14 protein-coding genes and 1 pseudogene are annotated in these 15,826 nt (G+C 70.5%); 9 read left to right on the top strand and 6 right to left on the bottom strand.

Features of this window, described 5'->3' with window-relative positions:
* Positions 1 to 8: 8 nt before the first annotated feature.
* The 4 genes from FGG90_RS11270 to FGG90_RS11255 all read left to right on the top strand — a co-directional run bounded on the left by FGG90_RS11270 (position 9) and on the right by FGG90_RS11255 (position 3,728).
* Positions 9 to 500, top strand: coding sequence for a Jag family protein (locus FGG90_RS11270; protein ID WP_237583581.1), 492 nt, complete (start codon positions 9 to 11; stop codon positions 498 to 500).
* A 587-nt stretch (positions 501 to 1,087) separates the two neighbouring features.
* On the top strand, positions 1,088 to 1,723 hold the full coding sequence (gene rsmG / locus FGG90_RS11265) for a 16S rRNA (guanine(527)-N(7))-methyltransferase RsmG (protein ID WP_094127069.1): 636 nt from the start codon (positions 1,088 to 1,090) through the stop codon (positions 1,721 to 1,723).
* 122 nt (positions 1,724 to 1,845) lie between these two features.
* On the top strand, positions 1,846 to 2,727 hold the full coding sequence (locus tag FGG90_RS11260; RefSeq protein WP_094127071.1) for a ParA family protein: 882 nt from the start codon (positions 1,846 to 1,848) through the stop codon (positions 2,725 to 2,727).
* A complete protein-coding gene (locus FGG90_RS11255) occupies positions 2,727 to 3,728 on the top strand; it encodes a ParB/RepB/Spo0J family partition protein (RefSeq protein WP_094127073.1) in 1,002 nt (333 codons plus the stop codon). The genes FGG90_RS11260 and FGG90_RS11255 overlap by 1 nt, the downstream gene beginning before the upstream one ends.
* A gap of 142 nt (positions 3,729 to 3,870) precedes the next feature.
* Here the strand turns inward: FGG90_RS11255 and FGG90_RS11250 are convergent, their stop codons facing one another.
* The 6 genes from FGG90_RS11250 to FGG90_RS11225 form a co-directional block, all read right to left on the bottom strand.
* A complete protein-coding gene (locus FGG90_RS11250) occupies positions 3,871 to 4,824 on the bottom strand; it encodes a D-alanine--D-alanine ligase family protein (protein ID WP_094127075.1) in 954 nt (317 codons plus the stop codon).
* A 52-nt stretch (positions 4,825 to 4,876) separates the two neighbouring features.
* Positions 4,877 to 6,199, bottom strand: a complete 1,323-nt coding sequence (locus tag FGG90_RS11245; RefSeq protein ID WP_094127077.1) for an aminotransferase-like domain-containing protein — start codon at positions 6,197 to 6,199, stop codon at positions 4,877 to 4,879.
* Positions 6,200 to 6,370: 171 nt separating this feature from the next.
* Positions 6,371 to 6,694, bottom strand: a complete 324-nt coding sequence (gene trxA / locus FGG90_RS11240; RefSeq protein ID WP_086518429.1) for a thioredoxin — start codon at positions 6,692 to 6,694, stop codon at positions 6,371 to 6,373.
* Positions 6,695 to 6,782: 88 nt separating this feature from the next.
* Positions 6,783 to 7,820 carry a thioredoxin-disulfide reductase gene (gene trxB, locus FGG90_RS11235; protein WP_094127079.1) on the bottom strand — a complete coding sequence of 346 codons (1,038 nt, stop codon included), beginning with the start codon at positions 7,818 to 7,820 and terminating at the stop codon, positions 6,783 to 6,785.
* 157 nt (positions 7,821 to 7,977) lie between these two features.
* Positions 7,978 to 9,606, bottom strand: coding sequence for a murein biosynthesis integral membrane protein MurJ (gene murJ, locus FGG90_RS11230; RefSeq protein WP_094127081.1), 1,629 nt, complete (start codon positions 9,604 to 9,606; stop codon positions 7,978 to 7,980).
* 33 nt (positions 9,607 to 9,639) lie between these two features.
* On the bottom strand, positions 9,640 to 11,928 hold the full coding sequence (locus tag FGG90_RS11225) for a DUF6049 family protein (RefSeq protein ID WP_094127083.1): 2,289 nt from the start codon (positions 11,926 to 11,928) through the stop codon (positions 9,640 to 9,642).
* Between the two features lie 92 nt (positions 11,929 to 12,020).
* Here FGG90_RS11225 and FGG90_RS11220 point away from each other — a divergent pair, with 92 nt between their 5' ends.
* The 5 genes and pseudogenes from FGG90_RS11220 to rplI all read left to right on the top strand — a co-directional run bounded on the left by FGG90_RS11220 (position 12,021) and on the right by rplI (position 15,407).
* Entirely contained in the window at positions 12,021 to 13,451 is a 1,431-nt protein-coding gene (locus tag FGG90_RS11220) for a CCA tRNA nucleotidyltransferase (protein WP_094127085.1), read from the top strand.
* A 193-nt stretch (positions 13,452 to 13,644) separates the two neighbouring features.
* A pseudogene (gene rpsF, locus FGG90_RS11215) lies at positions 13,645 to 13,989 on the top strand (30S ribosomal protein S6); the annotation flags it as partial.
* Positions 13,990 to 14,091: 102 nt separating this feature from the next.
* Positions 14,092 to 14,643: a single-stranded DNA-binding protein gene (locus FGG90_RS11210; protein ID WP_086518434.1), complete on the top strand. Its 552-nt coding sequence runs from the start codon at positions 14,092 to 14,094 to the stop codon at positions 14,641 to 14,643.
* 36 nt (positions 14,644 to 14,679) lie between these two features.
* Positions 14,680 to 14,943 (top strand): 30S ribosomal protein S18, encoded by a 264-nt coding sequence (gene rpsR, locus FGG90_RS11205; protein WP_012039648.1) that lies wholly within the window; start codon positions 14,680 to 14,682, stop codon positions 14,941 to 14,943.
* Between the two features lie 11 nt (positions 14,944 to 14,954).
* The gene (gene rplI / locus FGG90_RS11200) at positions 14,955 to 15,407 is read left to right on the top strand and encodes a 50S ribosomal protein L9 (RefSeq protein ID WP_063070935.1); all 453 of its coding nucleotides are present in this window, start codon (positions 14,955 to 14,957) and stop codon (positions 15,405 to 15,407) included.
* Positions 15,408 to 15,826: the final 419 nt, after the last annotated feature.

Genomic DNA, 15,826 nt, shown 5'->3' with positions numbered 1-15,826 from the left:
CTGAGGCAATGGAGGGCGGTGGTGGTGGTGGCGACGTCGCGCCCGTGACCGGCGTCGACGAGGGTGACATCGCCGCGGACTACATCGAGGAGCTCCTCGACATCTGCGACCTCGACGGGGACATCGACATCGACCAGCGTGGAGGTCGCGCTTACGTGTCTGTCGACGCCGCGGACTCGCAGGACCTCCGGCTGTTATCCGACCCAGAGACCGTGACGGCGCTGCAGGAGCTCACGCGCCTGGCGGTGCAGAACAAGACGGGTGCGTTCTCGCGACTCATCCTGGACGTGGGGGGATCGCGCGACGCGCGACAGGCGGAGCTCGGTCGACTCGTCGATCGTGCCATCGAGCGCATCTCGGCGGGTTCCTCGTCGGCGGCGCTGCCGCCGATGTCGTCGTACGAGCGGAAGCTCGTCCACGACATCGTCGCGGAGCGCGGCTACACGTCGGAGTCCGAAGGCGAAGGGCGCGATCGGCATACGGTGATCACCAAGGCGTGACTGCCGGCACAGCCGCCGGAAGGGGCAGGACCCGTTGGGGTCCTGCCCCTTCCTCATGTCACGGTCACCTGTGGTAGCACGGCTGTGCTATCAAATTCGCGAATCGGCGGCGCGGACGCACGGCGCGGACTGGCAGCGTGGACCGGCGGCGCGGACGGTGGTGCAAAAAGGAGGTACAGAGCGATGGTGCAGAGCGGAGGTGTTTCACGTGAAACGTCAGCACGAAAGCCGCTCGCCTGCGGGGTCTCGGTCACACAATGTTCAATTTGGGAGTACCCGGGGACGAGCGCGTGTATGGGAGTGAGTGGGGGGAGTGGCGATAGCGTCGGGCCCTCTCCCCGGGCAGGTCCTCGGGTCACCCCGATGTCGACCTCATTATCGCTCCCTTCGGCTCGTCGAAGGAGGGGTTCGTTCCTCTCGCTCGCGACAGCGGGTTTCACGTGAAACCAGTCATCAATCGACGGTACCGGAGGAGTACGTCGCCATCAGCTAAACTCATCCAGGCCGAGGCGACCACGTCGTCGGTAGGGGTTGGTCTTCTTGTATAGACCGCCAGAAGCAGATGATGTACGTGATGTGAGGTCAGGATGAGTGACGCGCTGACCATTGAGGCGGAGCCGGCAGTCGCCGCTCAGCTGTTCGGTTCGCAGATGGATGTCGCACGGAGTTTTGCGGCTGATCTGGGGAGGCGTGGCGAGGAGCTGGGGCTCATCGGTCCGCTGGAGCCGGCACGCATCTGGACTCGACACATCCTCAATTCGGTCCTCGTCGCACCACTTCTTCGGCCTGGACTCGTGGGTGACATCGGAACCGGGGCTGGTCTCCCCGGCTTGGTGCTGGCCATCGCTCGACCCGACGTGCAATTCGTGCTGATCGAGCCAATGGAGCGTCGGGTCGCATGGCTGGAGGAGCAGGTTGGTCTTCTCGACCTGAGGAACGTCGTGGTCGAACGAGCGCGAGCGGAGGATGTGGCGACGAAGTACGTACTCGACCAGGTCACCGCCCGTGCGGTGAGCGCGTTCGCCAAGCTGATCCCCCTCGCGGCTCCCATGGTGCGAACCGGCGGGGAGATGGTCCTCATGAAGGGGGCCAACGCTGAGCGCGAGGTGGAGGCCGCGAGCAAGGCGATCCGCAAGTACCACCTCGAAGACGTCGAGGTGATCACGTTGGGTGAGGACGTCGTGACAGAGACGACTCGAGTGATCCGTGCACGCGTAGAGTGATTCTAATAAAAACAGCCTGACCAGCCGGTGATTCCGGCGACCCGCTCCCATGTTTCACGTGAAACGCACCCTACCTACGTGGCCGCCGACAGGCCCATCCCGAACCGATCCGAAGGGCCCGCATGGACGACGAACTGAGTCCCATCATGAGGGAGCTCTCGGAGACGAGCCGACGACGCAAGGCGCTTGCCGGTCAGGTGCTCCCACGACCGGCCGCCACACGTGTCTTTACCATCGCCAACCAGAAGGGCGGGGTGGGAAAGACGACCTCGACGGTCAACCTCGCCGCAGCGCTCGCGAAGTCCGGGGCCCGCACTCTCGTCATCGATCTCGACCCCCAGGGCAACGCATCCACGGCCTTGGGAGTCGACCGGCAGGGTGAGATCACGAGCGTGTACGACGTGCTCGTGGAAGAGGCACCCATCGCGGACGCGATCCAACGCAGTCCGGAGTTCGAGACCCTGTCTTGCGTTCCGGCGACGATCCATCTCGCGGGGGCGGAGATCGAGCTCGTCGCTCTACCCCATCGCGAGCGTCGCCTCCGCATCGCGTTGGATGCCTTCCTCGAATCCGACGAAGGACATGGGTACGACTACGTCCTGATCGACTGCCCGCCGTCGCTCGGCCTGCTGACCATCAACGCCTTCGCGGCAGCGCGGGAGGTGCTGATCCCCATCCAGTGCGAGTACTACGCGTTGGAGGGCCTGAGCCAGCTGCTGTCCAACATCCAGCTCATCTCGCAGCACCTCAACCCCGAGCTGGCCCTCTCCACGATCCTGCTGACGATGTACGACGGCAGGACCAACCTCGCTCAGCAGGTGGCGGCCGAGGTCCGCGAGCACTTCCCGGATCAGACCCTCCGGACGCTCATCCCGCGCTCCGTGCGGATCAGCGAGGCCCCCAGCTACGGCCAGAGCGTCATCAGCTACGACCCCAACTCACCCGGCGCGCTCTCTTACCTGGAGGCCGCCGCCGAGATCGCACACCGAGGAGCGTCCAGATAATGGCAACGAAGAGAACCGGCCTGGGGCGCGGCATCGGCGCCCTCATCCCCACCTCCGACGAGCGCAGCCGTCCCGTTGACGTGTTCTTCCCTGATTCCGCCGCGGCGGGAGCACCGTCCGGCGTCGCGAAGGGAAGTCGTGATGTGGCCGCCGGCAGCGAGCCAGAGCTGGTCGCCGTCCCCGGAGCGCGACTCGCGAACCTCGATCCTGCGGACATCACACCCAACGCGCAGCAGCCGCGCACCGACTTCCGTCCCGACGAGCTGCAGGAGCTCGTGGTCTCCATCCGTGAGTACGGCGTGCTGCAGCCGATCGTGGTGCGTCCGTTGGGAGTGGACGGCACCGGACGGGCGCGGTACGAGCTCGTGATGGGGGAGCGGCGTCTCCGGGCCACGAAGGAGCTGGGGCTCGACACGATCCCGGCCGTCATCAAGGACACCGCCGACGAGTCGATGCTGCGGGACGCGCTCCTGGAAAACCTGCACCGGTCGGAGCTGAACCCCCTCGAAGAAGCGAGCGCCTACCAGCAGCTGCTCGCGGACTTCGCCATCACCCAGGATGAGCTGGCGCAGCGACTGGGGCGGTCGCGGCCGCAGATCACCAACACCATCCGGCTCCTGCGACTCCCCGAGGACGTGCAGCACCGCGTAGCGGCAGGAGTGCTCTCCGCCGGCCACGCTCGGGCCATCCTCTCGTCCGGCGATGACGACGCCATGCGGCTGCTGGCCGACAAGATTGTCAACGAGGACCTGTCTGTCCGCGCGGCGGAGGCGGCGGCGCAACGCGGTCAGAAGACGACGAAGCCGCGCAAGGTCACGGCCTCGCCCCGCACCGCGCATCTGGACGAGACGGCGCAGCGGATCGGCGACCACCTCAACACGAGCGTCCGGGTGACGATGTCGGCGCAGAAGGGGCAGATCGTCATCGACTTCGCGACCGTGGGGGACCTCGCTCGCATCGCCGACGAGATGGGCGTGCCCGCCGAGACGCCGGACGCCTGAGAGCCGTAGCCCGTCGCGATCCGAACTCGGCGACGGTGATCAGCCCAGCGGCCGATGGCGTGTCGCAGACGTGCGCTGCGTCAGAGCATCACGACTCGTGAGTGGGTTGCGAGTGCCCTGCGGGCACGGAGCCGCCAGCGCGTCAGGAGCGGGCGACGGCCTCGACGAGCCGGCGGTAGAGGGCACCGACCTCGATGCCCGCGGCGCCGAGCCCCTGGGGCAGCAGCGACGTCTCGGTGAGACCCGGGATGACGTTGACCTCGAGGAACCACGGCAGGCCGTCCGCGTCCACGATGAGGTCCACGCGCGACATCTGCCCGATGCCGAGCGCCCGATGGATCCGGACGGCGGCGTCAGCCACCGCGGCGCCCTCGGCGTCCGCCAGCCGGGCCGGCGTGTAGAAGCGGGTCAGGCCCGCGTTGTAGCGCGCCTCGTAGCCGTACACGCCGGACGTGGGGACGATCTCGGTGGCCGGCAGCGCCTCGGGTCCGTCCCCGGTGTCGAGGACGCCGATCGCGATCTCCGTGCCCTCCACGAGCTGCTCGATGATGGCGACGTCGCCGTAGGTGTACGCGTCCACCATGGCGCGGGGGAGGGCCTCGGCATCCCGGACGATCGTGACGCCCTGGGCGGATCCGCCCCGGGCCGGCTTGACGGCGTAGGGGGCCGGCATCGCCTCGGAGACGAGTCGGAGGACGGCCGCTGCCCCGAGCTCGCGGAAGGTGTCCTTCGGGAGGGTCACCGAGCGCGGGGTGCGGATCCCGGCGGCCTCGGCCATTGCCTTGGCGGTCGGCTTGTCCCATGCGAGGCGCGCAGCACGCGCCGACGACCCGACGTAGGGCACCCCGGCGAGCTCGAGGAGGCCGAGCAGGGCTCCATCCTCGCCGCTGGCGCCGTGCAGGACCGGCCAGACGACCGCGGGAGGGGTGTCGCGGAGGAAGTCGAGCAGGGTCGCGTCCGGGTCGCGCATGGTGGCGTCCACGCCCACGCTCCGCAGCGCGTCCGCCACCCGGCGGCCGCTGCGCAGGGAGACGTCGCGCTCGTGGGAGATCCCGCCGGCCAGGACGACGACGGAGAGGGGGTCGTGTGCGGTCATGATGCTCGATCCAGTCGTGTTCGGAGTCCGAGGGCGTGCGGGGGAGAGGTGGTCAGTCGAGGTCCGGCGGCGGCGCGGAGACGCTCGTGGTGGACCGGGACGACAGCGCCCCGGTGCCGGAGAAGGTCGTGAGCAGGTCGAGCTCGTCGTCGATCACCCCGGCCATGCGCCGCACGCCCTCGCGGATGCGCTCCGGTGTCGGGTAGCAGAACGACAGGCGGATGGCATCGCGACCGCGGCCGTCCGCGTAGAACGCCGTCCCGGGCGTGTAGGCCACCAGCGCCGTGACGGCGCGGGGCAGCATCTGCTTCGAGTCGAGCTGCTCCGGCAGCTTCAGCCAGACGTAGAAGCCGCCGTTCGGGACGGTCCAGCTGAGGCCCGGGAGATGCTCCTGGAGGGCGGAGAGCGTCGCGTCGCGCCGCTCGCGGTACACGCCGCGGAAGGTGTCGATCTGGCCCTTCCAGTCGGACGCGTGCAGGTACTCCGAGATGATCAGCTGGCTGAAGGAGCTGGGGGAGAGGACCGCGGACTCCTGGGCGAGGATCAGCTTCTCGCGGATGGCGTGCGGTGCGAGGGCCCAGCCCACGCGGAAGCCGGGGGCGAGCGTCTTGGAGAACGAGCCGAGGTAGATGACGCCCTCGTCGTCCAGGCTGCGCATCGCGTCCGGGGCGGGCCGGTCGAACCAGAGGAGGCCGTAGGGGTTGTCCTCGAGCACGAGGATGTCGTTCGACCGGCAGATCTCGAGGATCTCGGGGCGCCGCGCGGCGGACATGGTGACACCGGCGGGGTTGTGGAAGTTGGGGACCGTGTAGAGGAACTTGATGGCGCGGCCCTCGCCGCGGATCCGCGCGATGGCCTCGCGCAACGCCTCGGGGACGAGGCCGTCGTCGTCCATGACCACGTGCTCCACCACGGCCTGGTAGCTGCGGAAGACGCCGATGGCCCCGACGTAGCTGGGGGCCTCGGCGAGGATCACGTCGCCCGGGTCGATGAACAGCTTGGTGACGAGGTCGAGCGCCTGCTGCGAGCCCGTGGTCGTGACGATGTCGTCGACGCTGCCACGGATGCCCTCGAGCGCCATGATCTCGAGGATGTCCTCGCGGAGCTCCGGCGTGCCCTGGCCGCCGCCGTACTGCAGGGCGACGGGGCCGCGCTCGCGCATGACCTTCTCCATCGCCGAGACGATGAGCTCCTGCGGGAGGGCGGAGACGAACGGCATGCCGCCGGCGAGCGAGACGACCTCGGGTCGGGAGGCCACGGCGAAGAGGGCGCGGACCTCGGAGGCGCTGAGGCCCGAGGTCCTCTCCGCGTAGTGGGGGAACCAGGGGTCGAGGGTGGTGCCCGCGGGATCGCGGGGGCTGCCTGCAGAAGTCACGTCACGTCTCTCACTGTCCGATTGCCGATCAGCCTAACGGGCGGTCGCGGAGGGCATGCCCGGGCTGGCCGGACACGGTCCGCGACCGCGGACGACGGAGGGCCCGGCACCTGTGCGGTGCCGGGCCCTCCGTGCGGGGTGTCGCGATCCTCGAGGGACCGCGACGCGGGATCACTTGAGGAAGTCGGCGAACTCCTGCTCGAGGGCCGGCTTCGGCTTGGCGCCGATGACCGTCTTGACGACCTCGCCGGCCTGGAAGACCTTCATGGCGGGGATCGACGTGATCTTGTACTTCATGGCGACCTCGGGGTTGTCGTCCACGTCGATCTTGACGAGCTCGATGCCGGGGTTCTCGGCGGCGATCTGGTCGAGGATCGGGGAGACGGCCTTGCACGGGCCGCACCAGGGGGCCCAGAAGTCGACGATGACGGTCTTCTCGGCATCGAGGACGTCGGACTGGAAGCTGGCGTCGGTGACGTCGCGTGCGTGGGACATGTGTGCTCCTTCGTGCGGTTCGTGTAGTTCGTGCGGATCCGGGCGGTTCCCGGGTCCCGAGGCGGTGGCGGGGCCGGCGGCCCCGGTGCTACGCGTGCTCGGCGCCGACGAGCTCGCCGTCGGGGTCCACCGCGCTGCCGGCTGCGGGGGCGCCGTGTCCGGCGGGTCCGTCCGGGCCGTCGGACGCCGCGTCGAGCAGCGTGTCGGGCAGGGACGCGAGGAAGTGCTCGGCGTCGAGCGCGGCGATGGTGCCGGAGGCGGCGGCCGTGATGGCCTGGCGGTAGGTGGGGTCGATGACGTCGCCGGCGGCGAAGACGCCCGGCAGGTTCGTGCGGGAGGAGCGGCCGTCGACGGCGATGGTGCCCTCGGTGGTGAGCTCGAGCTGCTGGTGGAAGAGGTGCGTGCGGGGGTCGTTGCCGATGGCGATGAACAGGCCGTCGAGCGCGAGCGGGCGCTGCTCGCCGGTCACGGTGTCCTCGAGGACGACGCCGTCGACCTTCTCGTCGCCCGTGATGTCGACCACCTGCGCGTTCCAGACGAACTCGATCTTCGGGTTCTCGAACGCCCGCTCCTGCATGATCTTCGACGCGCGCAGCGAGTCCTTGCGGTGGATGACGTAGACCTTCTCCGCGAAGCGCGTGAGGAAGGTGGCCTCCTCCATGGCGCTGTCGCCGCCGCCGACGACCGCGATGGTCTTCTGGCGGAAGAAGAACCCGTCGCAGGTCGCGCACCAGGAGACTCCGTGGCCGCTCAGGCGGTCCTCGGCGGGGAGGCCGAGCTTGCGGTACGCGGATCCGGTGGCGGCGATGACCGCGAGGCCCTCGTGCACGTCGCCGTTGCCGAGGGTGACGCGCTTGACGTCGCCCTCCAGCTCCACGGACGTGACGTCGTCGAGGACGACCTCCGTGCCGAAGCGCTCGGCCTGCGCCTGCATCGCCATCATCAGGTCGGGGCCCTGGATGCCCTCGGGGAAGCCCGGGTAGTTCTCCACCTCGGTGGTGTTCATCAGCTCGCCGCCGGCCTCGACCGAGCTCGCGATGAGGAGGGGGGTGAGGTTGGCGCGCGCGGCGTAGATGGCGGCGGTGTACCCGGCCGGTCCCGAACCGATGATGATGATCTGACGCACGACGGCTTCTCCTCCACTGCTCGGCGGGGCACCGTCCCGGCGCCCGCTCACCTCTGCAACAGACCCACGGTAGCGGCTATTCCTCCGCCTCCCCCGGGCGGATCGGCGTCCCGTTCGGCAGCGGCCACGGGCGCGGCGGATGGGGTCGGCGGCGGCGTCAGCGGCGGCGGATGCGGCGCATCACGGGCCCCGCGAGCTGCTGCAGCTCGGACGAGCGCATGGCGGCCAGGGCGGCGAGGTACACGGCCGTCATGACCGCGGCGAGCGGGATGCCCACGAGGAGCGCCTGACCCTTGGACGCGACGCCCACGCCGGCGAACGCGCCGTCGGAGACCAGCAGCAGGAGGGCGAGTCCGACGAGCGCGGTCGGCACCGCCGCCACGACGAAGCGCACGGAGCTGCGGAGGATCCGGCGTCCGTCGATGCGCCCGATGCGGCGACGGAGGAGCACGGCGGCGAGCACGGCCTGCCCGGTGACGGTGACGGTCTGCAGCACCGCGAGGCCCACGCCGATCAGCTCCACCGGCTGCTGCGCGATGACGAGGGCGCCGGCGATGAACACCACGACCTGGGCGCTCTGGATCACGAACGGCGTCCGCGTGTCCGACAGGGCGTAGAACGCGCGCTGCAGGACGAAGAGCGTGCTGAACGCCGGCAGCCCCAGGATGAAGGCGATGAGCACCATCCCGTAGCCGCGGACCTCGCCGATGTCGCCCGAGACCATGACGCGCGCGACCGGACCCGCGAGGACGGCGATGAGCGCGGTCGACAGGACGGTCATCAGCGCCACCGTGCGGACCGCGGAGGAGAGGTCGACGCGCATGCTGTCGTGGTCGCCCTCGCCCGCGTGGGTGCTCATGCGCGTGAAGTAGGCCGTGGCGATGGAGACCGCGAAGATCGAGTGCGGGAGCATGAAGAACAGCCACGCGTTGAGCAGGATCGTGCTCGACGGGCTGTCCGACGTGGCCGCGATGTTGGCGACGTTCGACTGCGCGATGCCGGCGAGCTGCGTGACGACGAGCATGCCGAAGGTCCAGCCCGCGAGCCGGCCGGCCGTGCCGAGGCCGACGCCGCGCCAGGCGAAGTCGAAGCGGAAGCGGAGGCCGACGCGGCGCCAGAAGACGAAGAGGATGAGCGCCTGCGCGACGACGCCCAGGGTCGCGGATCCCGCCAGCACGACGATCTTGTCGAGGCTCCAGTCGTCGACCGGGCGGCTCCCCGATCCGAACATCCCCTGGAAGAGGAGGAGGCCCGCGATGGCGATCACGTTGTTGAGCACGGGCGCCCACGTGAAGGGGCCGAAGGACCCGCGGGCGTTGAGCACCTCCCCGAGCACGGCGTAGAGGCCGTAGAAGAAGATCTGCGGCAGGCACCAGTACGCGAACGCGACCACGAGCGCGAAGACGTCCGGCGGCAGCGTGGCGGCGTAGATGCCCGAGACGACCGGGGCGCCCACGGTCGCGAGGACGGTGACGCCGCCGAGCACGACGATCGCGATGGTCACGAGCTTGTTGATGTAGCCGGCGCCGCCGTCCGCGTGCTTGGCGGCGCGCACGACCTGCGGCACGAGGACGGCGTTGAGGACGCCGCCGGCGATGATCACGTAGATGTTGTTCGGGAGCTGGTTCGCGTTGGAGAAGGCGTTGGAGCTGCCGAGGGTCGCGCCGATGGTCTGCAGCAGGACGATCGCCTTGACGAAGCCGAGGATGCGGGAGACGAACGTGCCCGACGCGAGCAGGGCGGAGGCGCGGCCGATGCCGCCGCCACGGGACGTCGCCGCGGTCATGGGGTGGCCTCTGCGGGGATCGTCGCGGTCCGGTCAGTCATCGGTCTCCTCGGGCAGGCCGGCGAGCTGCCGGGCTCGGGCGCGGCGGCGCTTGCGGATGCTGCGGTAGAGGCCGAAGCCGAACAGGAGGGCCACCGCCGCGACGAACAGGGTCGTCACCACGGCCTCGAACCCGGCGCGGATGAAGAGCTCCACGGGGGCGCTCTCCCCGACCTGCACGCTGCCGTCCTCGGTGGTGAGGCGGGCCGTGACCACGACGTCGCCGTTGGAGATGGAGGTGATGGGCGGACGGGCGGACGCGCTGCCGTGCGCGGGGACGGTGACCACGGCGGAGTCGTCGACGCGGATCCGGCCGCTGCCCGCGGTGATGGACAGCCGCACGGTGACGGGCTGGTCGAGCGCGTTGCTGACGTTGATGAGGAGGCTCGTCGTGTCGCTGATGACGGTGTTCTGGCGCGTGGTGATGGCGACCGAGGACAGCAGGGCATCGGCCTGGGCGACGTAACCGTCCTGGGCGGTCACGGCTCCATCCGCCTCGCCGCGCCAGCGCGTGGACAGGGTCGCGAGGAGGAGCAGGCGCTGCTGGCCCGTGATCAGCTCCGGCTTCTCGACCGCCTTGGCGAACGCGTCGACCTGCGCCTCCAGCGACATGGTGTCGGCGACGCGCCGGACGCGGTCGGCGTCCTCCGGGTGGTCGACGACCTGGACGTCGACGGCCGGGCTGCCGAGCGCCGTGGTGAGGGGAGCCGTGTCGCTGTAGGGCAGCGCGCCGATGGCGTCGAGCAGCTGCCCGAGGCGTCCGTTCGACGCGGCCCAGCCGCGCTCCAGCGCCGCGACGACGACGTGGCCGTCGGCCTCGCGGGCGTCGGCGGCGAGGGTGGCCGAGAGCCGGGCGAGCGCGATGCCGAAGCCCTGGTCGGTCTCGGCCGACAGGGCCTGGTCGACGAGGGCGGAGACGTCGGCGTCGGTGACGAGCACGGTCGCGTCGCCCGCGTCGCCGACGGCGCCGACGCGGGCCGTGCCGGTGGATCGGACGTCGTCGCTCGAGAGGACGGTGGTCGTCGTGCCGCTCGCCGCGAAGACGCCGAGGTCGGACGCGACGGCGGTGCCGGCGAGCGGCCACGCGAATCCGGACATGGTGTAGTCCCACGCCGTGAGGTCCGCGAGGCTCGGCACGGGGGACGCGGCGGGAGCCGTCGGCGTCGGGGTCGGCTCGGGGCTGCCGCTCTCCTCGGGCGCGGTCGTCGCGAGGCCGGCGGTCGCGGATCCACGGCCGGCGTCCCCCGCGGCGGCGGGGCTCTGCGAGGGCGCGGGCGACTCGTCCGGCGCCCGGGTGGGGGAGGGCGACGGGCTGGATCCGGGAGCGGCGAAGCGGCTCGCCCGCACGGCGTAGGTGACGTCCGTCGGCGCGAGGAGGGCGGCGCCTCCCGCCTGCGCCTGCACGGCCACGTCCGCGTCGGCCCAGGCCAGGGCGAAGGTCTCGTTGGGGATGGTCCTCAGGCGCTCGAGCCATTCCACGGCGGACGCGGGCGCGTCGGTGCCGAGGATGCGGATGGAGGCGAGGATGCGCGGGTCGATGCCCACCGCGACCGGACGGCCCGCCACGGCCTCCAGCTGGCGCGTGAGCGTGCCCGTCGGGCTCGTGTAGGTGGCGAGCGCCTCCGCGTCGATCAGGTCGGATGCACTGGGCGGCACCGTCAGGGGCATCACGGCGGCGACGGGCGTCGCCGCGGGATCCGTCCCGGGGCTCCACACGACGGCGCCTCGGCCGGTGCTGACGGTGGTCCCGCCCGCCGCGAGCACGGCCGTGAGGCCCCGGGGGCCGAACCCGCCGCGGTTGCCCTGGAGGCCGACGGTGGCGGCCGGCACGGTGACGGGCACGTCGACGGTGCCGCCCGCGGCGACCTCCGGCGACCCGGTCCGGCCGATGCGGGGACCCGTGCGCGCGTTGGCCTCGGTGCCCGCGACGTCCAGCCAGCCGTCGATCTCCGTGCGCCTGTCGAGCACGGTGCGGTTGAGGTCGAGGTCGATCTCGCCGGCCGGCACCGCGGCGTCCGTCGCGTTGACGACCGTGACCGTGACCTGCAGGTCCTCGCCGGGTCGCAGGATGCCCTCGGCGGCGGGGGTGACCGAGAGGCTCACGCCCTCGGTCGCCGCGTGAGCCGGGGTCGCCGGACCCGCGACCGTCCCGGCGGCGAGCGTCCCGGCGGCGACCGTGACGCACACGAGGGTGGAGATCGTGCGTCGGGCGGATCGCCGGATCAGCCGGAGGGCTCTGTCCGTGCGGGTGGGGCCGGCGTCGTGTCGAGGCGCGGCGTGCATCTGGCGATTCTAAAGCGCTGGCCCCGGACGCCCCGTGAGCGCTCGCCGTGGTCGCGGAAGCCCGTCACGCCGCGGCCGTAGACTGTCCGACCATGCACAGCGTCGCACAGGCCCTCGAGCGTCTCCGCGAGCTGGCCGCATCGCCCCCGGTCGCCGTGCTCGCGCGCGCCTTCCACGAGGCGGGCCACGAGCTCGCCCTCGTCGGCGGACCGGTGCGCGACGCGTTCCTCGGCCGCGACGCCACGGACCTCGACCTCACCACGGACGCGCGGCCCGACCGCATCCTCGAGATCGTGAAGCCCGTCGCGGACGCCCACTGGGACATCGGCCGCGCCTTCGGCACGATCGGCGCGCGCGTGAAGGGCGAGCAGGTCGAGATCACGACGTACCGCACCGACCAGTACGACGGCGTCTCCCGCAAGCCCGAGGTCGAGTTCGGCTCCTCCCTCGAGGAGGACCTGGTGCGCCGCGACTTCACGGTGAACGCGCTCGCCGTGCGCCTGCCGCAGGTCGTGCTGGTGGATCCGTCCGGCGGCATCGACGACCTCCTCGCCCAGGTGCTCCGCACGCCCGTCGCCCCCGAGGTCTCCTTCGGCGACGACCCGCTCCGCATGATGCGCGCCGTGCGCTTCGCCTCCCAGCTCGGGTTCCGGCTCGACGACGCTGCGTTCGCGGCCATCCGCGACATGGCCCCGCGGATCCTCGACATCTCCGTCGAGCGCGTGAGCGACGAGCTCAGCAAGCTGCTGCGCACGCCCGAGCCGCGCGCCGGCCTCGACCTCCTCGTGGAGGGCGGCCTCGCGGAGCACGTGCTGCCCGAGCTCCCCGCGATGAAGCTGGAGGCCGACGAGCACCACCGCCACAAGGACGTCTACCAGCACTCCCTCCAGGTGCTCGACCAGGCCATCGACCACGAGCGCAGCCGTCACCCGGGCGAGGCGCCGGACCTCGTGCTCCGCCTGGCGGCGCTCCTCCACGACATCGGCAAGCCGTCGACGCGGCGCCTGGAGCCGGGCGGGGTCGTCACCTTCCACCACCACGACGTGGTCGGCGCGAAGATGGCGAAGCGCCGCCTGCGCGCCCTCCGCTTCGACAACGACACCATCGCCTCGGTGTCCCGCCTCGTCGAGCTCCACCTCCGCTTCTTCGGCTACACGGAGGGCGGCTGGACCGACTCCGCCGTGCGCCGGTACGTGCGCGACGCCGGTCCCGAGCTCGAGCGCCTCCACATGCTGACCCGCGCCGACGTCACGACGCAGAACCGCCGCAAGGCCGACCGCCTCGGATTCGCGTACGACGACCTGGAGACCCGCATCGCCGAGCTCGCCGAGCAGGAGGAGATGGCGGCGGTGCGCCCGGACCTCGACGGCGAGGCCATCATGCGGATCCTCGACGTGCCGCCCGGCCCGGTGGTGGGCCGCGCCTACCGCTTCCTCCTCGAGCTGCGGCTCGACGAGGGCCCGCTCGACGAGGACGAGGCCAGGCGCCGGCTCGTCGCGTGGTGGGCGGCCGAGCAGGGCTGATCCGCTTCTCCCGCATCCCCACGCGGATCCGGCTGGTGTGCCTCCTCCCCATCCGGTAGTCTTGCGAGGTTGTCCGCCCGGCGGCGGGATTCCCCTCCTCCGCGCGGACAGATGCACATACCCTCCTGTCGCAGATCGTCTGCGACCGTTCAAGTCCGAAGGAGGTGGGTTAGTGACGCATCAGTACGAACTCATGGTGATCCTCGATCCCGAGATCGATGAGCGCACCGTCGCTCCCAGTCTCGACAAGTTCCTCAACGTCATCCGCACCAGCGGTGGCACCGTCGACAATGTCGACGTCTGGGGCCGTCGTCGACTGGCGTACGAGATCAACAAGAAGAACGAGGGCATCTACGCCGTCGTCCAGCTCACCGCGACCAGCGAGGCCACGCAGGAGCTCGACCGCCAGCTGGGCCTGTCCGAGGCCGTCATGCGCACCAAGGTGCTGCGTGCCGAGGAGGCCATGGCCATGGTCGCCTCCGCTGCGAAGCTCGCCGACGAGAAGGCCGCCCGCAAGGCCGCCGCCACGTCCAAGGCCGCAGACGCCGCGCCCCAGGCGCCCGCCACGGACGCCGCTCCGGCGACGCCCGGCAAGCCGGCGGCGCAGGCCGCTTCCAGCGAGAAGACCGGGGAGTAGTCGATGGCCGGCGAAACCATCATCACGGTCGTGGGCAACCTCACCAGTGATCCGGAGCTGCGGTACACGCAGAACGGGCTGGCGGTAGCCAACTTCACCATCGCCTCCACGCCGAGGTCCTTCGACCGCGCGAGCAACGACTGGAAGGACGGCGACGCCCTCTTCCTCCGTGCGAGCGTGTGGCGCGAGTTCGCCGAGCACGTGGCGTCCTCGCTCACCAAGGGCTCGCGTGTCGTCGCGACCGGCCGCCTCAAGCAGCGGTCGTACGAGACGAAGGAGGGCGAGAAGCGCACCTCCATCGAGCTCGAGGTCGACGAGATCGGCCCCTCGCTCCGCTACGCCACGGCGCAGGTCACCCGCGCGTCGGGCGGCGGCAACGGCAACGGCGGAGGCAACTCCGGCGGTGGCGGTCGCGGCCAGTTCGGCGGCGGGCAGCCCCAGCAGCAGGTGGCCGAGGAGCCGTGGGGAACCCCCGCGAGCTCCGGCGGAGGCAACTCCGGCGGCGACGGCGGCTGGTCCAACCCCGGCAACTTCAACGACGAGACGCCCTTCTAGGGCTCGTCGCACTACGTACGAAAGACAGGAAGAATCATGGCTGGAAAGAGCAGCGGCGACCGCCGCAAGCCTCTCCGCGGAGCCAAGGGCGGCAAGAACGCCGCCCCGGCGAAGTCCATCCGCGTCGGCGTCATCGACTACAAGGATGTCGCCACCCTCCGCAAGTTCATCTCCGAGCGGGGAAAGATCCGCGCTCGTCGCATCACCGGTGTCTCGGTGCAGGAGCAGCGCCTCATCGCGCGCGCAGTCAAGAACGCGCGTGAGATGGCACTTCTCCCCTACGCCGGCTCCGGCCGTTAAGGGGTAATGGAATGTCGAAAGTGATCCTCACGACCGAGGTCTCCGGCCTCGGTTCCCCCGGCGACGTCGTCGAGGTCAAGAACGGGTTCTCCCGCAACTACCTCGTCCCCCAGGGCTTCGCGGTCATCTGGAGCCGTGGCGGCGAGAAGCAGATCGAGCAGATCAAGGCCGCGCGTGCCGCTCGCGAGCACGCGACCATCGAGGAGGCTCAGGACCTCAAGAGCCGCCTCGAGGCCAAGGTCGTCAAGCTCACCGTCAAGGCCGGCCAGGGCGGGCGCCTCTTCGGCTCCGTCAAGACGTCCGACATCGCCAAGGCGGTCGAGGAGTCCGGCATCGGCCAGGTCGACAAGCGCAAGATCGAGATCCCCAACGCCATCAAGGCCACGGGGAACCACGAGGCCACGATCCGGCTCCGTGACGACATCGTCGCCACGATCAGCCTGCAGGTCGTCGCCGCGAAGTAACGCAGCACGAGTTCGATGGCGGTGGGCATCATGCCCACCGCCATCGGCGGTTAACCGGCCGGTCAGAGGGCCCTCGTTCCCCAGCCCCATCCACAGGCCCGGCACTAGCAGAAGAACTCTCAAGCCCTGGTGCAGACTAGTTTTCCCACATCGGGTGTGGAACTCCCAGCACCAGGTCAGCGGTGGATTCCGTTGCAAAATCCGTCCTGAGTGCACAGGCTTGTCCCCAGGTAGTCCACACGATGCCCGGCGTTTCGCCCACTTTGTCCACAACTCCGTCCACAGGCGCATTTGGTGCCGCGGGGCGGCGATCCATATCGTGGGGCAGCGCCCGTCGAACGGGCCGCCACGGGCCCTCCAGGAGGCCCGGCCGACGCCCTCCGAGCGGTGTCGGTGGTCCGAGCTAGAACGGTCGTGCG

Origin of the sequence: Clavibacter michiganensis subsp. tessellarius, from assembly GCF_021922985.1 — a bacterium.
In the GTDB taxonomy this organism is placed as follows: Bacteria; Actinomycetota; Actinomycetes; order Actinomycetales; family Microbacteriaceae; genus Clavibacter; species Clavibacter tessellarius.
This window is presented reverse-complemented; position numbering and strand designations above follow the sequence as displayed.